This is a genomic window from Saccharothrix sp. NRRL B-16348, from assembly GCF_001280085.1.
Taxonomy (GTDB): Bacteria; Actinomycetota; Actinomycetes; order Mycobacteriales; family Pseudonocardiaceae; genus Actinosynnema.
In genome coordinates this window covers 1-18352 of record NZ_LGED01000259.1, presented here as the reverse complement: position 1 = coordinate 18352, position 18352 = coordinate 1, and the positions used below count along the sequence as shown (strand labels likewise).

18 protein-coding genes are annotated in these 18352 nt (G+C 71.6%); 11 read left to right on the top strand and 7 right to left on the bottom strand.

Features of this window, described 5'->3' with window-relative positions; all coding sequences use genetic code 11:
• Genes ADK67_RS43130 through ADK67_RS43110 form a run of 5 tightly spaced genes read right to left on the bottom strand, consistent with a single transcriptional unit; the run spans position 1 to position 7471 of the window.
• The gene (locus ADK67_RS43130) at positions 1–2067 is read right to left on the bottom strand and encodes a glycoside hydrolase family 36 protein (RefSeq protein WP_053722401.1); all 2067 of its coding nucleotides are present in this window, start codon (positions 2065–2067) and stop codon (positions 1–3) included.
• A complete protein-coding gene (locus ADK67_RS43125) occupies positions 2064–2927 on the bottom strand; it encodes an ABC transporter ATP-binding protein (RefSeq protein ID WP_053722400.1) in 864 nt (287 codons plus the stop codon). The genes ADK67_RS43130 and ADK67_RS43125 overlap by 4 nt, the downstream gene beginning before the upstream one ends.
• Positions 2924–4750, bottom strand: coding sequence for a dipeptide/oligopeptide/nickel ABC transporter permease/ATP-binding protein (locus tag ADK67_RS43120; RefSeq protein WP_053722399.1), 1827 nt, complete (start codon positions 4748–4750; stop codon positions 2924–2926). Before ADK67_RS43120 ends, ADK67_RS43125 begins: the two co-directional genes overlap by 4 nt.
• A gap of 17 nt (positions 4751–4767) precedes the next feature.
• Positions 4768–5757, bottom strand: a complete 990-nt coding sequence (locus ADK67_RS43115) for an ABC transporter permease (RefSeq protein WP_053722398.1) — start codon at positions 5755–5757, stop codon at positions 4768–4770.
• Positions 5758–5785: 28 nt separating this feature from the next.
• Positions 5786–7471, bottom strand: coding sequence for an ABC transporter substrate-binding protein (locus tag ADK67_RS43110; protein WP_063797920.1), 1686 nt, complete (start codon positions 7469–7471; stop codon positions 5786–5788).
• 156 nt (positions 7472–7627) lie between these two features.
• Here ADK67_RS43110 and ADK67_RS43105 point away from each other — a divergent pair, with 156 nt between their 5' ends.
• Positions 7628–8899: an ROK family transcriptional regulator gene (locus ADK67_RS43105; RefSeq protein WP_053722396.1), complete on the top strand. Its 1272-nt coding sequence runs from the start codon at positions 7628–7630 to the stop codon at positions 8897–8899.
• 188 nt (positions 8900–9087) lie between these two features.
• Here the strand turns inward: ADK67_RS43105 and ADK67_RS43100 are convergent, their stop codons facing one another.
• Both ADK67_RS43100 and ADK67_RS43095 read right to left on the bottom strand, forming a co-directional pair.
• Positions 9088–9720: a ThuA domain-containing protein gene (locus ADK67_RS43100; protein ID WP_231648650.1), complete on the bottom strand. Its 633-nt coding sequence runs from the start codon at positions 9718–9720 to the stop codon at positions 9088–9090.
• 62 nt (positions 9721–9782) lie between these two features.
• Positions 9783–10424, bottom strand: coding sequence for a TetR/AcrR family transcriptional regulator (locus ADK67_RS43095; protein ID WP_053722394.1), 642 nt, complete (start codon positions 10422–10424; stop codon positions 9783–9785).
• A gap of 84 nt (positions 10425–10508) precedes the next feature.
• Between ADK67_RS43095 and ADK67_RS55200 the strand changes: the two genes are divergently transcribed.
• The 10 genes from ADK67_RS55200 (at position 10509) to ADK67_RS43045 (ending at position 18219) form a co-directional block, all read left to right on the top strand.
• The gene (locus ADK67_RS55200; protein WP_063797919.1) at positions 10509–11258 is read left to right on the top strand and encodes an MSMEG_6728 family protein; all 750 of its coding nucleotides are present in this window, start codon (positions 10509–10511) and stop codon (positions 11256–11258) included.
• Between the two features lie 27 nt (positions 11259–11285).
• The gene (locus ADK67_RS43085; RefSeq protein ID WP_053722393.1) at positions 11286–11729 is read left to right on the top strand and encodes a DoxX family protein; all 444 of its coding nucleotides are present in this window, start codon (positions 11286–11288) and stop codon (positions 11727–11729) included.
• 90 nt (positions 11730–11819) lie between these two features.
• Positions 11820–12659, top strand: a complete 840-nt coding sequence (locus ADK67_RS43080) for an SDR family oxidoreductase (RefSeq protein WP_053722392.1) — start codon at positions 11820–11822, stop codon at positions 12657–12659.
• A gap of 133 nt (positions 12660–12792) precedes the next feature.
• Complete coding sequence (locus tag ADK67_RS43075) at positions 12793–13224, top strand: YciI family protein (RefSeq protein WP_053722416.1); 432 nt, start codon at positions 12793–12795, stop codon at positions 13222–13224.
• 57 nt (positions 13225–13281) lie between these two features.
• Positions 13282–14523, top strand: a complete 1242-nt coding sequence (locus ADK67_RS43070) for an RNA polymerase sigma factor (protein ID WP_053722391.1) — start codon at positions 13282–13284, stop codon at positions 14521–14523.
• A gap of 143 nt (positions 14524–14666) precedes the next feature.
• On the top strand, positions 14667–15023 hold the full coding sequence (locus tag ADK67_RS43065) for a YbaB/EbfC family nucleoid-associated protein (protein WP_053722390.1): 357 nt from the start codon (positions 14667–14669) through the stop codon (positions 15021–15023).
• A complete protein-coding gene (locus ADK67_RS43060) occupies positions 15020–15319 on the top strand; it encodes a hypothetical protein (protein WP_053722389.1) in 300 nt (99 codons plus the stop codon). Before ADK67_RS43065 ends, ADK67_RS43060 begins: the two co-directional genes overlap by 4 nt.
• Before the next feature lie 16 nt (positions 15320–15335).
• Complete coding sequence (locus ADK67_RS43055; protein WP_053722388.1) at positions 15336–16382, top strand: WXG100-like domain-containing protein; 1047 nt, start codon at positions 15336–15338, stop codon at positions 16380–16382.
• A gap of 69 nt (positions 16383–16451) precedes the next feature.
• Positions 16452–17684, top strand: coding sequence for an MFS transporter (locus ADK67_RS43050; RefSeq protein ID WP_053722387.1), 1233 nt, complete (start codon positions 16452–16454; stop codon positions 17682–17684).
• Between the two features lie 28 nt (positions 17685–17712).
• Entirely contained in the window at positions 17713–18219 is a 507-nt protein-coding gene (locus ADK67_RS43045; protein ID WP_197289902.1) for a GNAT family N-acetyltransferase, read from the top strand.
• The last annotated feature ends 133 nt before the right edge of the window (positions 18220–18352 follow it).

Here is an 18352-nt window from a genome sequence, read left to right as displayed (position 1 = left end):
TCACGTCAGCCGGACGACGACCGCCGACGGGGTGTCGCCGGTGTGGGTGGCGCGCAGCACCCCGCGGGCCGCGTCCCAGCCGAAGTCCCACTCGGGTGCCGTCACGGGGAACACCGGGGACACCGTGACGTCCTGTCCTCGCAGGTGCGATACCGGCAGCTCGACCGCCGCGGACGCGTCCGGGAGGCGCCAGAGCGTCAGGTAGCTGTTCGACACCGCGCGCAAGCCTTGCGCCACCCAAGGCCCGGCGCAGTTCGCCAAGCCCAACGGCCAGAACGGGACCGACGTGGCGATCTCCGGCCGGAGTCCCTTGTGGACGGTCACCGCCTCGCGGACCAGGGCGAGCTGTCCGGCGTCCATCAGATCCACCCGACCGGCCAGGTACAGCCGACCCAGCACACCCGTGGCCAACGTGAACGCGGCCTCGGCGGGAGACATCTCCGGCTGCGCGTAAGCCCAGTTGCCCGCCTGCTCCGGCAGCACCGAAGCAGGCGCGGCGGCGGCGATCGGCGGGTACAGCAACGGGTCCTGCTGGTCCGAAGTGGACTGGATGTGCAGCCGGGACATCATCGCGTAGTCCATCCGCATGGCACCCGAGGCGCAGTTCTCCAGCAACAGACCCGGATGCCGGGCCAACAACGCGTCCAGCCACGCCAGGTACGCCCGGTTGTGGCCCAGCAGCCCGTCACCCGGCGCCGCACCACCGACGTCGGTGCCCGAGCCCGGCATGATGTTGTAGTCCAGCTTGAGGTACCCGATGCCGAACTCGCCGACCAGCCGGTCCACGACCTCGTCCACGTGCTTGACCGCGTCCGGGTGCCGGAAGTCCAGGTGGAACCGGCCGTCCTTGCCCACCCGCGCGCCCTGGCGCTGGAAGAACGCGTCGTCCGGCAACGACCGGGCCAGCGGCGAGCGCACGCCGACGACCTCGGGTTCCAGCCAGATGCCGGGCACCATCCCGCGCTCCCGGATCCGGTCGACGACCTCGCCGAACCCGTCCGGGAACCGGGTCCGCGACGGACGCCACTCCCCGACGCTGTCCCACCACTTGCCGTCCTCGTCGTACCACCCCGCGTCCACGCAGAAGTAGTCCGCGCCGACGGACGCCGCCGCGTCGATCAGCGGCAGCAGCTTCTCGGTGGTCGGATCGCCCATCAGGGTGTTCATGTAGTCGTTGAACACCACCGGCAGCTCGGGCGACCGCCGGTTGCGCAGCGTCGCCCGCCGCTGCCGCGTCAACGCGCCGATCGCCTCGTCCACGCCGCCGGGCACCACCGCCACCGACACCGGCACGGTGGTGAAGCCCTGCCCGGCCGACACCACGCGTGACCACTCGTGCTCGGCGTCCGTCGGCCCCAACACCGCCACGTAGGCGCCGGCAACGGTCTCGCCGACCTCCCAGTGCCACGTGCCGTTGTGCTCGACCTGCCAGGCCATCGCCCAGCTGTCGTCCCGCGCCACCAGCACCCCGGTGGGCAGGTGCTCACCGGTCGACCACGAACTGCGCGACGTCAACGCGAACCGGCTGCGTGACGCGTCGTGGTGAACGGTCGGGTCCGTCGACACCAGGCCGGCCTCGCGCAACGGCGTGCGGTGCCAGCGCGATTCGGCGACCCAGCCCGAGTCGGCGTGCACCAGGTCCACCTCGTCCACCGAACGGGCGGCGTCCACCAGGAACGCCCCCGTCGACAACGACGTCACCGCTTGCAGGCGCACCGAGCCGTCACCTTCGACGTGGACCTCGGTCCACGTGCGCACGGCGGGCACGCCGGCCACGCCCTGGAACACCGACGTCACCACCAGCCCGCTCACCGGGTCGTGCTGCACGACCCGCAGCTCGTCCACCGACGCCACGTGCGACCGGTACCGCAGTCGGGCGCCGATCGTGGTGTCCGCGTAGCGGTGGCCTCCGGGGAACCGGCCGTGGCCGACGGCCTGCACCTCGACCAGCGGCACACCGGGCCCTTCCGACGGGCCGGACGGCCGCAGCGACACCAGGCTCACGGGCCGGTCGTCGCCGTGGGCCAGCACCAGCCGGATCGCGCCGGTGGACCAGGTCAGGATCATTTCGCGACTTCCTCCCACGCGCCGGTGTTGTGATCGTACGCGGCGGAGGCGCCGGCCCGTTCCACGTCCGCCGGGTCGATCTCGACGGCACGGCCGCGCGCCTCGGGGTTCGGCGCGGCGGAGGCCAGGATCTTGGTGTACGGGTGCTGCGGGTTGAGGATCACCTCGTCGGCCGGGCCCCGTTCGACCACGCGCCCCTTGTAGAGCACGAGGATGTCGTCGGAGAAGTGCCGCGCGGTGGCCAGGTCGTGCGTGATGTAGAGGACGGCCAGGTTCTCCTCGCGCTGCAGCCGCGCCATGAGGTTCAGCACGCCGAGCCGGATGGACACGTCCAGCATGGACACCGGTTCGTCGGCCACCACGACCTTCGCGCCGGGCGCCAACGCGCGCGCGATGGCCACGCGTTGCCGCTGGCCGCCGGACAGCTCGTGCGGTCGTCGCCCGGCGATGTCGCGGCCGGGCAGGGACACGCGTTCGAGCAGCTGCACGACGTCTTCCCAGCCGTGCGCGCGGCCGTGCAGCTTCAACGGCCGCGCCAGGTGGTGCTCGATGGTGTGGAACGGGTTCAGCGACGCGAACGGGTCCTGGAACACCATCTGCACGTTGTCCCGGTACGCCCGTTCCGGCACCTTCGCGCCGTCCGGGCCGGTCAGCGTGATGGCGCCGGCGCTGGGCTTCTCCAGCCGGGCGATCATCCGGGCGATGGTCGACTTGCCCGAGCCGGACTCGCCGACGAGCGCGACCGTGCGGCCGGGGGTGAGGGTGAACGACACGTTGTCCACCGCGCGGAGCCGCACCCGTCGCAGGCCGACCCGGACGTGGAAGTCCTTGACCAGCTCGCGAGCTTCCAACGTGGTCATCGGACGCCTCCGGACGGGGTGGGCTCGCCGGACCTGTCGACCGGCGTCAGCTGCTCGCCGGAGCGGACGAACGAGCCGCGTTCGCCGGTCAGGCTGGGGAACGAGTCGAGCAGTTGGCGGGTGTAGGGGTGGGCGGGCTGCTCGAACATGTCCTGCGCGGCGCCGTACTCGACGACCTCGCCGTCCTTCATCACGGCGATGCGGTCGGCGAGTTCGAGCAGCAGCGGCAGGTCGTGGGTGATGAACAGGACGGCGAAGCCGATCTCGTCGCGCAGCCGCAGGATCTCGCGGAGGATGCCGCGCTGCACGACGACGTCCAGCGCGGTGGTCGGCTCGTCCATGATCATGACCTGGGGGTCGAGGAGGAGCGCCATGGCGATCATCACGCGCTGCCGCATGCCGCCGGACAGCTCGTGCGGGAACGAGCTGAGCCGCCGCACGTCCACGCCGACGAGCTTGAGCACTTCCTCGCACTTGGCCTTGCGCTGCGCCTTGGTCATCTCGGGCCGGTGCGTGGTGAGCACGTCGTCGAGCTGCGCCCGGACCGTGATGACGGGGTTGAGCGCGTTCATCGCGCCCTGGAAGACCATCGACAGCTTCGACCAGCGGAACGCGCGCAGCTCGCCCGGCGTGAGCGCGAGCACGTCGACGTCGCCGCCCTCGCGGTCGTGGAACGTGACCGAGCCGGTGGTCACCTCGGCGGGCGGCCGGTGCAGCCGGTTGATCGCGTAGGCCAGGGTCGTCTTGCCGCAGCCGGACTCGCCGGCCAGGCCGAGGATCTCGCCACGCCGCAACGTGATCGACACGTCCTTGACCGCGTGCACCGGGTTCTCGACCTGGTAGACGACGGACAGGTCGTTCACGGTGAGCACGACGTCGTCGTCGGTGCGCGGCGCCGGTTCGGGCTTGCGCGTCACGGCGGCCTTGACCCGGCGGGGGATGTCGCGCAGCTTCGGGTTGATGATCTCGTCGATGCTGAAGTTGATCAGCGCCAGGCCGCAGCCGAACAGGGCGATGATCATGCCCGGCGGCACGAACCACCACCACGCCTGGCGTTGCAGCGCGAAGCTGTTCTGCGCGTAGTACAGCATCGTGCCGAGCGTGGACGAGTTGGACGCGCCGAGGCCGAGGAACGACAGGCCGGCCTCGCTCAGGATCGCGTAGATCACCGAGAACACGAACTGCGAGGCCAGCAGCGGCAGCAGGTTCGGCAGGATCTCGACGGTGATGACCCGCCACGACTTCTCGCCGGAGACCCGCGCGGCGGCCACGTAGTCCCGGTTGCGCAGCGACAGCGTCTGCGCGCGCAGCACGCGGGCCGACGCGGCCCAGCCGGTGATCGCGAGCACGACGGCGATCGTCCACATGCCGCGCTGGTCGGCGGGCACGAACGCGGAGATGACGATCACCAGCGGCAGGCCGGGGATCACCAGCATGACGTTGGAGAACAGGTTGAAGCCCTCGTCGACGTACCCGCCGACGTAGGCGCCGACGATGCCGAACAGCGCGGACAGGAAGGTCGCCATCACGCCGACCATCAGGCCGATGTAGAGCGATCCCCGGGTCGCGTGTGCGAGCTGCGCTACCACGTCCTGGCCGGTCCACGTGGTGCCGAGCCAGAAGTCGCCGGACGGCGGGGTCAGGCTGATGTCGCGGATCGTGTTCGGGTCGCCGACCAGGAGCGGGCCGATCACGCCGATGAACGTGATGAGGGCGATCAGGACCAGGCCGACGCCGAGCTTCGGCGACCAGCGCGGCAGCATCGACCGCCACCCGGCCCGGCCGCGCGGCGGCTCGACGGTAACGGCACTGATGTTCGTCACGGTGTCCGTTCTCCTTCTCAGCCGCTGACGCGGGTGCGCGGGTCGATGACGGCGTACAGCAGGTCGACCACGAGGTTCGCGCCGAGCACGGCGACCGTGATCACCAGGAAGACGCCCTGCATGAGGGCGTAGTCGTTGTTCTGCACCGCTTGCAGGAGCTTGGACCCGATGCCGGGGTAGGAGAACACCTGCTCGGTGATGACGGCGCCGGACACCACGAACCCGAGCGAGATCGCGAAGCCGGCGACGGACGGGAGCACCGCGTTGCGGGCCGCGTACCTGATCATGATCCGGGAGCCGCGCAGCCCCTTGGCCTGCGCGGTCAGCACGTAGTCCTCGGAGGTGGCGGACACCATCATGTTGCGCATGCCCAGCAGCCAGCCGCCGACCGACGAGATCACGATGGTCAACGCGGGCAGCGTGCCGTAGTAGATCGCCGAGCTGATGAACTCGCCGTTCCAGCCGGGCGTGAGCAGGATGTCGTAGCCGCCCTGGAGCGGGAACCAGCCCCACGCCGAGGACAGCAGCGCGACCAGGAGCAGGGCCAGCCAGAAGTACGGCACGGCGGCCAGCACGGTGGTGGCGGGCACCAGGCCGTCCAGCCAGGTGCCGCGCCGCCAGCCGACGAACGTGCCCAGGACGATGCCGAAGGCGAACGACAGGAACGTCGCGATGCCCACGAGCATCAGGGTCCAGGGCAGGGCGCCCGCGATGACCTCGGACACCGGCGCCGGGAACGCGCTCACCGAGACGCCGAGATCACCGCGGAACATGTTGCCCAGGTACGAGATGTACTGCTGGAAGAGCGACTCGCTGCTGTCCGTGCCGAGCAGCAGCTCGTACGCCCTGCGGGCCGACGGGTCCACCGTTCCGCCGCGTTGCGAGAGCTTCGCCATGAGGATGTCCACCGGGTTGCCCGGCAGGAGCCTCGGGATGAAGAAGTTCAGCGTCAGCGCCGCCCAGAGGGCGACCAGGTAGAACCCGAACTTGCGGGCGTAGTACCTCATCGGTCCGCCTATCGCGTCGATCAGTCGGTCACTGGCCGGCCGGCCTGAGCTTCATGATGATTTCCGAGGCCTCCGGGCGTGCCCAGAGGGCCGGGAACGCGTACAGGTCGTCCTTCGTCGGCCATCCGGTGAACTTCTTCGCGTTGTACTCGCTGGTCGTGCCGCCGGTGAGGATCGGGATGTACGGGATGGCCTTCTCGATCTCCGTCTGGATGACGTCGAAGTGCGGCTGGCGGGCCGCGTCGTCCTCGGGGTCGATGCCCTTCAACGCGGTGAGCGCGGCGTCGACCGCGGGGTTGGAGAAGCGGGCGAAGTTCGGGTTCGCCACCTCGCCGACCTTGGCCGTGGTCGCGGTGCTGAAGAAGTAGGACGCGTTGTAGAACGGGTCGGGCGCGGGGCCCTGGTGGATCGAGTCGATCAGCAGCTCGTAGTTGCCGCGACCGCGCGCGTCGGACCACTCGTTCCAGGAGACCTGCTGCGCGGTGATCTTGATGCCGACCTTCTGCAGCTGCTGGCTCATCGTGTCGACGGCGGTGATGTAGTCGGTCCAGCCGGCGACGACCTTGAGGGTCATGGCCAGCGGCTTGCCGTCCTTGGCGTAGATGCCGTCGGCGCCCTTGGTGTAGCCCGCGGCCTCCAGGACCTGGGTGGCCTTGGCCTCGTCCGGCTGCATCGGCGCGGTCTTCTCCTGCAGCTTGCCCGACATCTGCGCCTTGTCCCGCTCGACCAGCGCGGCGCCCGGCGAGACCTCGCTCGCGGTGTTCTCGAACGCGAGCGCGTTGATCTGGGTGCGGTTCATGCCGTAGTAGATGGCCTTGCGCACGGCCACGTCGGTCTGCGGGCCCTGGCAGCCCAGGTCGGCGTTCGAGCAGGTGAACACCGCGGCCTGGTTCATCGGCACGGTGATGGCCTTGTAGCCGGGGTAGTTCTTCTCGACGTTGGCGATGTCCGGGACCGGGCCGGTCTGCCAGTCGATCTGGCCCGCCTTCAGCGCGTCGGCCACGGCCTGGTTGCCGGACAGCGCGATGTAGCGGACCTTCTTCACGGCGGGCTCGCCGCCCCAGTAGTCGGGGTTCGCCTTGAGCGTGAAGGCCTGCGCCTTGAACTCCTCGAGCATGAACGGACCGGTGCCGACCGGCTGCGCGATGGTGTCGCTGGCCGGCGTGGCGATGTCCTTCCACTTGTGCTCGGGCACGATGAAGATCTTGCCGAGGACCTGCGGGCCCTCCATGTAGGACGGTTCCGGGAACTTGATCGACACGTGGGTGTCGTCGACGGCGGTCGCCACGCCCTTGTAGCCCGTGCCGTTCATGGCCGGGTTCTTGCTGATCATGTCCAGGGTGAAGACGACGTCGGCGGCGCTGAACTTCTCGCCGTCGGTGAACTTGACGTTGTCGCGCAGCTCGATGTCGAGCTGGGTGCCGTCGTCGTTCCACTTGAAGCTCTTGCCCAGCCGGGGCCTGGGTTCGACGTCGCGGATGTTGTTGAAGAAGAACAGCGGCTCGAAGATCGTGCCGCCGCCTTCCAGGTGCGCGGGCGCGAACGGGTTGAAGTTCTGCTGGAAGTCACCGGAGGTGCCCGGCAGGATCAGCGTGTCCTTGTTCGCGTCACTGCCCGCACTCGATCCACCACACGCCGTCGCCACCATGGCGACCGCGGCCAGTCCGGCCGCCGCCATGCGCGCCCGTGAGAAGCGCCTTGCCTTCAGGAACATCGTCGATTCCTCTCGTGGCCCGAGACCGGCCGCGGTCCCGCGTTGAGGCAGATTGTTAAGTCATCGAAGAAACGAAGTCAACACCTCGGCGTCATCTGCCGGCCAAGTTGCTACTCTTCGACCGACGAACGAACTAAGACGAACGCGGGGGACCACGTGAGCGGACCGGCGCGGGCGACGCAACATGCGAGCAGCAAGTCCGCCGTGCTGGACGTGATCCGCGCGGCGGGCACGATCAGCCGCGTCGGCCTGATCAACGCCACCGGCTTCACCGGCGCCACGATCTCGACCGTCGTCCGCAAGCTCATCGACGAGGGCCTGGTCGTGGAGACCGGCCGCGCCGAGTCGACCGGCGGCAAGCGGCGGGTGCTGCTCCAGCTCAACCACTCCTCCCGGTACGCCGTCGGCGTGCACCTCGACCACGCCGGCATCACGTACGTGCTGACCAATCTCGGCGGATCGGTCGTGGCCCGCATTTCGAGGGCGGGCGCGGGCGCGGCCGAACCGCGGACCGTGGTGGCGCGGATGGCGGCCGAGGTGAAGGGCCTGATCGACGGCGTCGGCGTCGACCACAACCGCGTGCTGGGCCTGGGCCTCGTCTCCCCCGGACCGCTCAGCTCCGACACCGGCATGGGCCTGACCCCGCCGGCCATGCGCAAGTGGGAGGACTTCCCGCTCGCCCAGGAGCTGGAGCGGGCGACGAGCCTGCCGGTGGTGCTGGACAACGACGCCACCGCGGCGGCGCTGGGCGAGCACTGGTCGGGCGCCATCGGCGGGACGGCCATCTCGGCGGCGCTGTACATGGGCACGGGCATCGGCGCGGGCCTGATCATCAACGGCATCACGTACCGCGGCAGCAGCGGCAACGCCGGGGAGATCGGTCACATCTGCGTGGACGCGAACGGGCCGGAGTGCTGGTGCGGCGCGCGCGGGTGCGTCGAGGTGCTGGCGGGACCGGCGGCCGTGGTCGCGGCGGCCCGGGCGGACGCGGCGCTGGCCGGTTCGGCGGGGCTGACCGGGCGGGCGCGGTCGGTGTCGGCGGACTTCGCGGCGGTGAGCCGGGCGGCCCGGCGCGGCGAGCCGTCGGCGTTGGCGATCCTGGAGCGGTCGGCGCGGTACATCGCGGTGGCGGCGCGGACGTTGGCGAACATCATGGACCTGGAGGTCCTGGTGCTGACGGGGCCGAGCTTCGCCATCGCCGGGTCGGTCTACCTGCCCGTGGTGCGGGACGAGCTGGACCGCACTTTCTTCTCGCGCGCGGCGCACGGCGTCGACGTGCGGCTGTCCCGTTCGGCCGCCACGGCGTCCGCGATCGGCGGGGCGGCACTCGTGCTGCAATCCGAGCTCGTGCCGCTCCACGAGGGCCTCAGGCTGCCGGAGAACCTGGCCGACTCGGAGCCCGCCGCGTTGGCCGACTCGGGCGGGTGAACGCGGGCACGCCTGAGCGTTCGGCTCGCGGGTCCTGAGGGTTCGACACGCGCGACCTGAGCGTTCGACATGCTCGACCTGAAGGTTCGACACGCCCGACGTGAGGGTTCGACACGCGCGACCTGAGGGTTCGACACGCGGGTCGTGAAGGGGCGAAACGCGGGGGGTGAGGGGTTGGCGGGCGAGGGTTAGGTGCGGGTGGCCCAGAGCAGGCCGCGTTCCACGAGGGTGCGGACCGGTGGGAGGGCGAGGTCGGCCGGGTGGTGGCCGATCGTGCAGGCGAAGACCCGGCCCGCGCCCCAGCGGCGGGTCCAGACGGCGGGCACGGTCAGCGGCGCGTGCCACGGGTCGGCGGCGGCGAAGGTGGTGGTCGCGTGGACGTCGTTGAGGCCGTCGGTCAGCACCCAGTACTGCTCGGTCCGCAGCTCGAACCCCGCGAGCCCGGCCACGATCGGGTGGGTGGACGTGATCTCCACCCGGTGGTCCACGAAACCACCCGGGTGGTCGACGAACTGACCGCCGACCAACCTCATGTACCCGCGGGAGTGGCGGAACGCGTCCACCAGGCCGCCGTGCCACCCGGCCAGCCCCGTCCCGCCCCGCACCGCCGCTTCCAGGCAGGTGAACTGGTCGTCGGTCAGCACGCCGTCGCTCCAGCACTGGACGATCAGGTCGTAGCCGCCGAGGCGGTCGTCGTAGGCGTCCAGCGAGTCCGACACGTCGACCGCGAAACCCGAGGACCGCAGGAACGGCAGGAACGAGTCGGTGGCCTCCACCGGCGAGTGCCCGGCCCAACCACCGCGAACCACGAGTGCCTTCACGAGGACGAACCCTAGGACGTCCGGCATCGTGGTGGCGACGGCCGTTCGGCGCGGGCGCCGGGTCAGGCCCTGGCCACCAGGCCGACCAATTGGTTGACCAGGCCCTCGGTCAGCCACTCCCGCGCCAGCTCGCCCGCCGTCGGCCCGCCCAGCTCCCGCATCGCCTGCGCGACCGCGTCCGTCGGGTTCGCGTGCGGCCACAGGCCGGCCGTCATGACCAGCACCACGTGCGCGAAGTGCCGGGCCGCCGCCTCGTCCAGCACCGGCACCCTGGCCCGCACGAACTCGGCCAGCCGGGCCGTGTGCGCGTGCGCCCGGCGCTTGAAGACGCGCGCGAAGTCCACCGAGATGTTGCGCTCCAGCACGCCCGCCATGCCGCTGACCAGCTCGCACAGCAACCGCCGGCGCAGCAACGACGTCGCGATCGCCGTCGCCACCTCCTCCGCGTCGGCGGCCGACGCGGGCGCGGCCTCCAGCTCGTCCAGCCAGGCGCCCCACTCCTGGTCGAGCACCTCCAGGAAGATCGCCTCCCGGCTGTCGAAGTACCGCAGCACGTTCGACTTCGCGAGCCCGACCCGGTCGCTCAGCTCGCGCAGGCTGATGTCGGCGACGGACCGCTCCCGCAGCATCGCGCACGCCGTGTCGAGGATCGTGCGCCGCCGCTGCTCCACCTGCTCGGGCCGCCGGGCGCGCTTGAACTCCACCGCCGCAGGCTAACAGCCCACCGGTCTTTTGCCAGCTCAGGACGACACGCGCTTGACCTCCGGCCCTCGGGGTAGCCGGCCGGTGTGCAGACGTTCCTGCCGTGCCCGACGTTCGCCCGCAGCGCCGCCGTCCTCGACTCGCGGCGGCTCGGCAAGCAGCGCGTGGAGGCCGCCCAGATCCTGCGCGCCCTGGTCTGGCCCGAGTACGGCTGGAAGCGGCACCCGGCCGTGCTGATGTGGCGCGGCTTCACGCCCGCGCTGGTCGCCTACGGCGTGGCCGTGTGCGACGAGTGGCGACGGCGCGGCCACCGCGACGGCCTGCGCGCCGCGTTCCTCGACTACACCGGCGGCCGTGAGCCGACGTGGTCGTGGTGCCTGGCCGAAGGGCTCCTCCCGCCCTGGCTCGGTGACGACGACCTGCACCGCAGCCACCGGTCCGCCCTCCTGCGCAAGGACCCCGACCACTACCGCCCGCTGTTCCCCGACGTCCCGGACGACCTCGACTACGTCTGGCCCGCGCCGGTGCTCCCGCTGGACGTCCCCGACACGCCCGGCCTGGTCGCGTGCCGCGTCGACCGCCCTCCCCTGCCCGACGACGAGCACCCGCCGCCACCGCCGCTCGACCACCGGCCCGGCCCGTCGGTCGCCCGCACGCCCACGGAGGCCGACCTGGCGGCCGTGCGGGCCGAGGCGGCCGACCCGCGCCGGGTCCGCTTCTTCCGCCGCGGCCAACGCCTGCCCGCCCCGACCAGCCGTTTCACCCTCCGGTTCGACTTCCCGGAAAAAAGTTCGGCGGACGTGTCGATCCGGCGGGGTCCCCGTTCGTCGTCCTAGTAAGACCACCGAGCAGGGGAGCCCGAGATGACCACCACGACCGACACCCGCCGCGCCGCCGCCCACACCACCGCCGCGACCGCCACCGGGCGCAACGCCCTGGTGCTCGCCGCCTTCCGCGTCGTCGTGTCGTTCCTGTTCGGCTGCCACGGCCTGCAGGGGCTCGGCTTCCTCGGCGGCATCGACGGCCAGGGCACCGCGGTCCCGTTCGGCTCCTGGCCGGGCTGGTACGGCAGCGTGATCGAACTGGTCGGCGCCGTCCTCGTGCTGGTCGGCCTGGCCGCGCGACCTGCGGCGTTCGTGCTGTCCGGCGTGATGGCCTACGCCTACTTCACCGTGCACCAGCCGGAGGCCCTGCTGCCGATGCACAACACGGGCGAGCTGGCCGCCCTCTACAGCTGGGTGTTCCTGCTGCTGGCCGTCTTCGGCCCGGGCGCCTTCACGGTGGGCCGCGCCCTGCGCCGCCGATGACCCACGACCACGCCTCGCGAGGGCGCGCCTCCACCCGGAGGCGCGCCCTCCGGCGTGTTCAGGCCGCACCCGCGTGGGCACCCTGCGGACATGGCCGAGAACCCGATCAAGTACCCGGGGTTGACCGACGACGTCCACCCCACCCCGGACCACGGCGAGGCGACCTACCGCGGCACGGGACGGCTCACCGACAAGAAGGCCGTGATCACCGGCGGCGACTCCGGCATCGGCCGCGCCGTCGCGCTGGCGTTCGCACGCGAGGGCGCCGACGTGCTCATCTCCTACCTGCCCGCCGAGGAGAAGGACGCCCGCGACACCGCGCGGCTCGTCGAGGAGGCGGGGCGCAAGGCGGTCACCGTGCCCGGCGACCTGACGGAGGAGTCGCAGTGCGCGGCCGTCGTGGCGCGCGCGGTCGAGGAGTTCGGCCGGATCGACGTCCTGGTCAGCAACGCCGCCTACCAGATGGCGCAGGAAGGCGGGCTGCTCGACATCACCACCGAGCAGTTCGACCGGGTCATGAAGACGAACGTGTACGCGATGTTCTGGCTGTGCAAGGCGGCCGTGCCGCACATGCCCGAAGGCTCCTCGATCATCACCACGTCGTCCATCCAGGGTTTCCAGCCCTCCTACCAGCTCCTCGACTACGCCACCACCAAGGCGGCGATCGTGAACTTCACCAAGGGCTTGGCGCAGAACCTGGTCGACCGGAAGATCCGGGCGAACTCGGTCGCGCCCGGTCCGGTGTGGACGCCGCTCATCCCGGCCACCATGCCGCCGGAGAAGGTGGAGACCTTCGGCGAGCAGGCGCCGATGGGCCGCGCCGGGCAGCCCGCCGAGCTCGCGCCGCTGTACGTCTTCCTGGCCTCCGCCGCGTCGAGCTACATCACCGGCGAGGTCATCGGCGTGACCGGAGGCTCACCCATCACGTGAAACCGCTGGTCAGCGGCCCGTGAAAAAATCTTGAAGAAAACTTGGCCGACGTGTCGATCCACGCCCCCGCTCGTTCGTCGCGTCAGTACAGGCCAGGATGGACGGCCGGACGAACCGACAGGGAGACACCGACATGCGTTTCATGGTGATCGTGAAGGCGAACGAGAACACCGAGGCCGGCGCCCAGCCCACCGAGGAGGAGCTGAACGCGATGGGCGCGTTCAACGAGGAGCTGGTCAAGGCGGGCGTGCTGCTGGCGGGCGAGGGGCTGCACCCCAGCTCCAAGGGCGCGCGGGTCTACTTCTCCGGCGACAAGCGCACCGTGGTCGACGGGCCGTTCACCGAGACCAAGGAGCTGATCGCGGGCTTCTGGCTGCTGGAGCTCAAGTCGCTGGAAGAGGCGGTCGAATGGGTCAAGCGCGTGCCGAACCCGACCGGCGAGGAGTCCCAGATCGAGATCCGGCAGGTCTTCACCGAGGACGACTTCGTCAACGCCTCCCAGGAGCTGAAGGACCGCGAGCGCGAGCTGCGCGCCGAGCAGGAGGCCCGCGCCTCCCAGAGCTGACCCGCCCCACCCCCGCTTGCCGACGCGCATCGGTAGCTGATCTGATCCCAGGTCGTGATGGCTACCGATGCGCGTCGTGCGGTCGAGGCGGTGTGGCGGATCGAGTCCGCGCGCCTGATCGCGGGGCTGGCCCGGATGGTGCGCGACGTGGGCCTCGCCGAGGAACTGGCGCAGGACGCGCTGGTCAGCGCCCTGGAGCAGTGGCCGGAGCACGGTGTGCCGCGCAACCCCGGCGCGTGGCTGATGACCGCGGCGAAGAACCGGGCCGTCGACCAGATCCGGCGCGGGCAGAACTACCAGCGCAAGCTGGAGCAGATCGGGCGGGACACCGGGTTCGACCACGCGCCCGACGCCGCCGCCAAGGTCGGTGAGATCGACGACGACCTGCTGCGGCTGGTGTTCACCGCGTGCCACCCGGTGCTGTCGACCGAGGCGCAGGTGGCGTTGACCCTGCGCATGCTCGGCGGCCTGACCACCGACGAGATCGCCCGCGCGTTCCTGGTGCCCGAGGCGACCGTGGCGCAGCGGATCGTGCGGGCGAAGAAGGCGCTGGCCAAGGCCGGTGTCCCGTTCGAGGTGCCGGCGGAGGACGAACGGGACGCCCGGCTGGCGTCCGTGCTCGGCGTGATCTACTTGATCTTCAACGAGGGCTACTCGGCCACCGCGGGCGACGACTGGATGCGCCCGGCGCTGTGCGAGGACGCGTTGCGGCTCGGCCGCGTGCTGGCCGGCCTGGCGCCGCGCGACCCCGAGGTGCACGGCCTGGTCGCGTTGATGGAGATCCAGGCGTCCCGGGCGAAGGCCCGCGTCGGCCCGGACGGCGAGCCCGTGCTGCTGCTGGAGCAGAACCGGGCCCGCTGGGACCAGCTGCTGATCCGGCGCGGCCTGGCGGCGTTGGCGAAGGCCGAGTCGCTGGGCGGCGCCGGCGGACCGTACGCGTTGCAGGCGGCGATCGCGGCGTGCCACGCGCGGGCCCGCGTGCCGGAGGACACCGACTGGACCCGGATCGCCGGTCTCTACGAGGCGTTGTCGCTGGTCGCGCCGTCACCGATCGTGGAGCTGAACCACGCGGTGGCGATCGGGATGGCGTTCGGGCCCGAGGTCGGGCTGGAACTGGTGGACGAGCTGGTCGACGAGCCCGCACTGAAGGGCTACCACCTGCTGCCGAGCGTGCGCGGCGACCTGCTCGTCAAGCTGGGCAGGCACGCCGAGGCGCGGGAGGAGTTCGAGCGGGCGGCCGGGCTGACCCGCAACGAGCGGGAGCGCAAGCTGCTGCTGGACCGCGCCGCCGCCTGCTAGCGCCTCGCCGAGGCCGCGCCGCCGTGCCCGTGATCGGGCTTGGGCTTCGGTGGCCGGAACCTGTCAGCGCCCCTCGACCGCACCGGCGGCTGGCCCAGACTCCCGTCGAACGCTCCAGCAGCCGCACGGGAACGAGGGGCCGCATGAACCCGGTCGACTACGCAAGCATCGCCGACGAGGTGAAGACGATCCAGCGCGCACTGGCCGAGGTCCGCGCGACCGCCGAGTCCGACGACGGCCTGGTCAGCGCCGTCGTCGGCGGCCGCGGCGAGGTGATCAGGCTGGACCTGGACCCGCGGATCTACCGGACCGCCGACTCCGCCGCGCTGGCGACGACCATCACCGCCACCATCCACCGCGCGGTGGCCCGTGCCCAGGCCGAGGTCTTCACGCTGGTGCGCCGGTACCTGCCGGCCGACGCCACGCCGGCGACGACCGACCTCGACTTCGACCCCTTCCTGACCTCCCTCGACCGCGCCTCCCAGTGGGGTGCCCGGTGAGCGGCGTCGAGCTGGAGCCCGAGGCCGCCGGCGCCGAGCTGGTCGGGATCAACGCGGAGGGCAGGATCGCCGCCGACGCCTGGCGGGGCCACCGCGCCGCGATCGACGCGGGCGAGGCGGGCATCGGCGCCGGTCCGCTGGCCGACGCGTTCCGCTCGGTCTACGTGCCGGCGCCCGTGAAGCAGGACGCCGACCGCGCGTTGGCCGCCGTGCCCGTGATCGTCAAGGCCGGGCAGGACGGGGTGGCCGACTACGTGGCCGCCGACCAGCGCGCCGCCGCGGGTTTCCCGCGCTGACCGGGGAGGACTCGGCATGCCCATCCAGGAACCGACCAGCGCCCTGGGTCTGTGGCCGGAGGTCAAGGCGATCACCGGCTGGCCGGAGACCGACGAGACCGCGATGGTGGACCTGTTCTTCAACTGGCGTGACGCCGCCGCGGCCGTCCACGCGCTCACGTCGAGCAACCTGAGCGGCCTCGCCAACGCCTGGCCGGACCCGGCGGGCCAGGCCCTGCTGGGCAAGTTGGGCGAGGTGTTCACCGCGCTCGGCACAGTCGAGCAGACCATGAACGAGCTCGCCGGGCGGGCCGGGCGGTTCGCGCTGGAGGTCGAGGGGGTCAAGAACTACATCCACGAGACGATCAACCTCAGCCTCGTCGCGTTCGGCATCGCCGCCACGCTGCCCACGGCCATCGGACGCGCCGTCCAGGACCAGGTCGTCGCCAACGCGGCAGCCGCCATCACCGCGGAGATGACCGCCTCCGCCGAGCGGATCAAGGCGCCGGGGCCGATCGACCACCAGCAGATCATCGCGGAGCTGGCCGCCGCACGAGGGCTCGGCGAGCACCTCCTCCACCTCGTCCAGGACAACGCGAACACGATCAGCGCGTTCGCCGACGTCGCCGGCGACACGAGCACCGGCCTCAGCGTCGTGAGCGACGCGACCCTGCTCGGCGGCCCGGCCGGGCTCCTCCCGAAAGCGGGACTCGAAGCCGTGTCGAGCGTGCTGGGCTGGGGAGCCCTCCTCGGCCACGGGCTCGCCGCCCTGGGCGGGGCGGAAGTGGCGCCGGAGACGTTCCTCCTCGACGGGCTGGGGGTGGCGTCCCCGTTCGGCACCCCGGTCCTGCTCGCCCACCTGGGGCTCGACGCGACCGAGTTCGCCACCGGCCACCCGATGTCCACCATCGTGGACGACTACAACAAGTACTGGCGACCGACCGGCGACGCGGTCAGCGGCTCCGACCCGCTGCTGGGGTCGTACAACCCGGCGCTGAACGCGTCGGCGTCGGGCGGGGCGCTCGACGCGGAGCGGAGGCCGGAGCTGCTGGAGGAACGGGCGCGGGCACGCGGCGACGGCTGACCGGCGCGTCCTCGCGGGCTACCCGGTGCGCGGCGAAGTCTGAGAAGGTGGCCACGGGGGGGTGGCCGCATGAGCGACCGCACTGAGAGCACCACGCTGTTGCACCACAAGGAGTTCGTCCGCTTCTGGGCCGCCGACACGGTGTCGCTGGCGGGCACGGCCGTCACGACGCTGGCGCTGAGGGCCGTGGCGGTGTTGACGCTCGGCGCGTCCGCCACCGAGGCGGGGCTGCTGGAAGCGGCGCGCTGGCTGCCGTACCTGCTGTTCGGGCTGGTCGCGGGCGCGTTGGTGGACCGCGTGCGACGGCGGCCGGTGCTGGTCGGCACGGACGTGGCCCGCGCCGCCGTGCTGGCGCTGGTCCCGCTGGCGGCGTTCACCGGGACGCTCAGCATGCCGTTGCTGATCGCGCTGATGGTGGTGTTCGGGACGTTGTCCCTGTTCTACGACGCGGCGCACCAGTCGTTCCTGCCGCTGCTCGTGCCGACCGAACGCCTCACCGAGGCCAACTCACGCCTGGAGCAGACCCGAGCCGGTGCGCAGGCCCTCGGGCCGCTCGGCGCGGGCGCGCTGGTCAAGCTCATCGGCGGACCGCTCGCCGTGCTGGTCGACGCCGTGTCGTACCTGGTGTCCGGACTGCTGCTGGCCACCCTGCGCACGCCCGAACGGCCGGTCGAGGCGCCGCCGAAGCGCGACCTGCGCGGCGAGGTGCGGGAAGGGCTGCGGTGGGTCTACGGGCACGAGGTGCTCCGGCCGCTCGCCCTCGGGTCGCACGCCTGGTTCCTGTGCACCTCCATCGCCGGCGCCGCCTACACCATGCTGGTGCTCGACGAGCTGCGCTTCGACGCGTTCCTGTACGGCGTGACGTTCGCCGTGGGCGGTGTCGGCGGGCTGCTCGGCGCGTCGCTGTCCGGCCGGCTGGGGCAGCGGTTCGGCCTCGGCCCGGTGATCGTGGCGGCCCGCTGGCTCACCCCGGTCGGCTTCGCGCTGGCGCCGTTGGCCACGTCGAGCACCACCGGGTTCGTGCTGCTGTGCGCGGCGCAGTTCGTGTTCCTCCTGTCCGCCATCCTGGACGCGCCGGTGGAGATGGCCTACCGGCAGTCGATCACGCCCGACCGGCTGATGGGCCGGATGAACGGCACCACGCGGTCGGCCAACCGGAGCATGATCGTGTTCGGCTCGGTGATCGGCGGCGGGCTGGCCGACCTGCTCGGCAACCGCGCCGCGCTGTGGATCGCCGTGGTCGGCCTGGTCGTCGCCGCCCTCGGCATCACGTTCTCCGCCGTCCGCCGCGCCCGGATGTAGCACCGTGCCCGGTTGTACGGTGGGCGCGGTGGAGCTGCGCACCGCCAAGGCCGCCGACCTCGACCAGGTCGCCGCGCTGGAGGACTCGTTCACCACCGACACCGTGCTCGAGGTCGTGGCCACGCCGGACGGTTTCACGCTGCGGCCGACGAAGGTCGACCCACCGCTGCGCAAGGTCTTCCCGCCCGACGACGACCCGGACGGCACGGTGTTCGTCGCCGCCGACGGGCCGCGCGTGCGGGGGTTCGTCACCGTCGACGTCGAGGACTGGCGCCGGCGGCTGGTGATCCGGCAGGTCACCGTCGCACCAGGGCACCGCGGGCGCGGCATCGGCCGGGCGCTGGTGGAGCACGCCTGCGCCCACGGCCGCGAGCACGGCGCGCTGACCGCGTGGCTGGAGACGTCGTCGGTGAACGCGCCCGCCGTGCACGCCTACCGACGGCTGGGCTTCGCGTTGTGCGGCCTGGACACCACGTTCTACCGGGGCACACCGGCCGACGGCGAGGTCGCGCTGTTCTTCGCCCGCGACCTCTAGTGCCGTGATCGGCGGCCTTCACCGGTCACGGCACTAGGGCCAATGCCGGTGACTTAGAGTGGTTTGCGCTGCTTGTTGGCGGAGACGGTGCGGTAGTGCGGCGCGATCCGGACTGCCTCGGCGGGGTCGCGGG

Coding starts and splice junctions, on each gene's coding strand:
- ADK67_RS43075 (WP_053722416.1), top strand. CDS start 12,793: ATGCGTTTCATGGTGATCGTGAAGGCGAACGAGAACACCGAGGCCGGC.
- ADK67_RS43130 (WP_053722401.1), bottom strand. CDS start 2,067: ATGATCCTGACCTGGTCCACCGGCGCGATCCGGCTGGTGCTGGCCCAC.
- ADK67_RS43080 (WP_053722392.1), top strand. CDS start 11,820: ATGGCCGAGAACCCGATCAAGTACCCGGGGTTGACCGACGACGTCCAC.
- ADK67_RS43115 (WP_053722398.1), bottom strand. CDS start 5,757: ATGAGGTACTACGCCCGCAAGTTCGGGTTCTACCTGGTCGCCCTCTGG.
- ADK67_RS43065 (WP_053722390.1), top strand. CDS start 14,667: ATGAACCCGGTCGACTACGCAAGCATCGCCGACGAGGTGAAGACGATC.
- ADK67_RS43085 (WP_053722393.1), top strand. CDS start 11,286: ATGACCACCACGACCGACACCCGCCGCGCCGCCGCCCACACCACCGCC.
- ADK67_RS43125 (WP_053722400.1), bottom strand. CDS start 2,927: ATGACCACGTTGGAAGCTCGCGAGCTGGTCAAGGACTTCCACGTCCGG.
- ADK67_RS43110 (WP_063797920.1), bottom strand. CDS start 7,471: ATGTTCCTGAAGGCAAGGCGCTTCTCACGGGCGCGCATGGCGGCGGCC.
- ADK67_RS43070 (WP_053722391.1), top strand. CDS start 13,282: ATGGCTACCGATGCGCGTCGTGCGGTCGAGGCGGTGTGGCGGATCGAG.
- ADK67_RS43055 (WP_053722388.1), top strand. CDS start 15,336: ATGCCCATCCAGGAACCGACCAGCGCCCTGGGTCTGTGGCCGGAGGTC.
- ADK67_RS43050 (WP_053722387.1), top strand. CDS start 16,452: ATGAGCGACCGCACTGAGAGCACCACGCTGTTGCACCACAAGGAGTTC.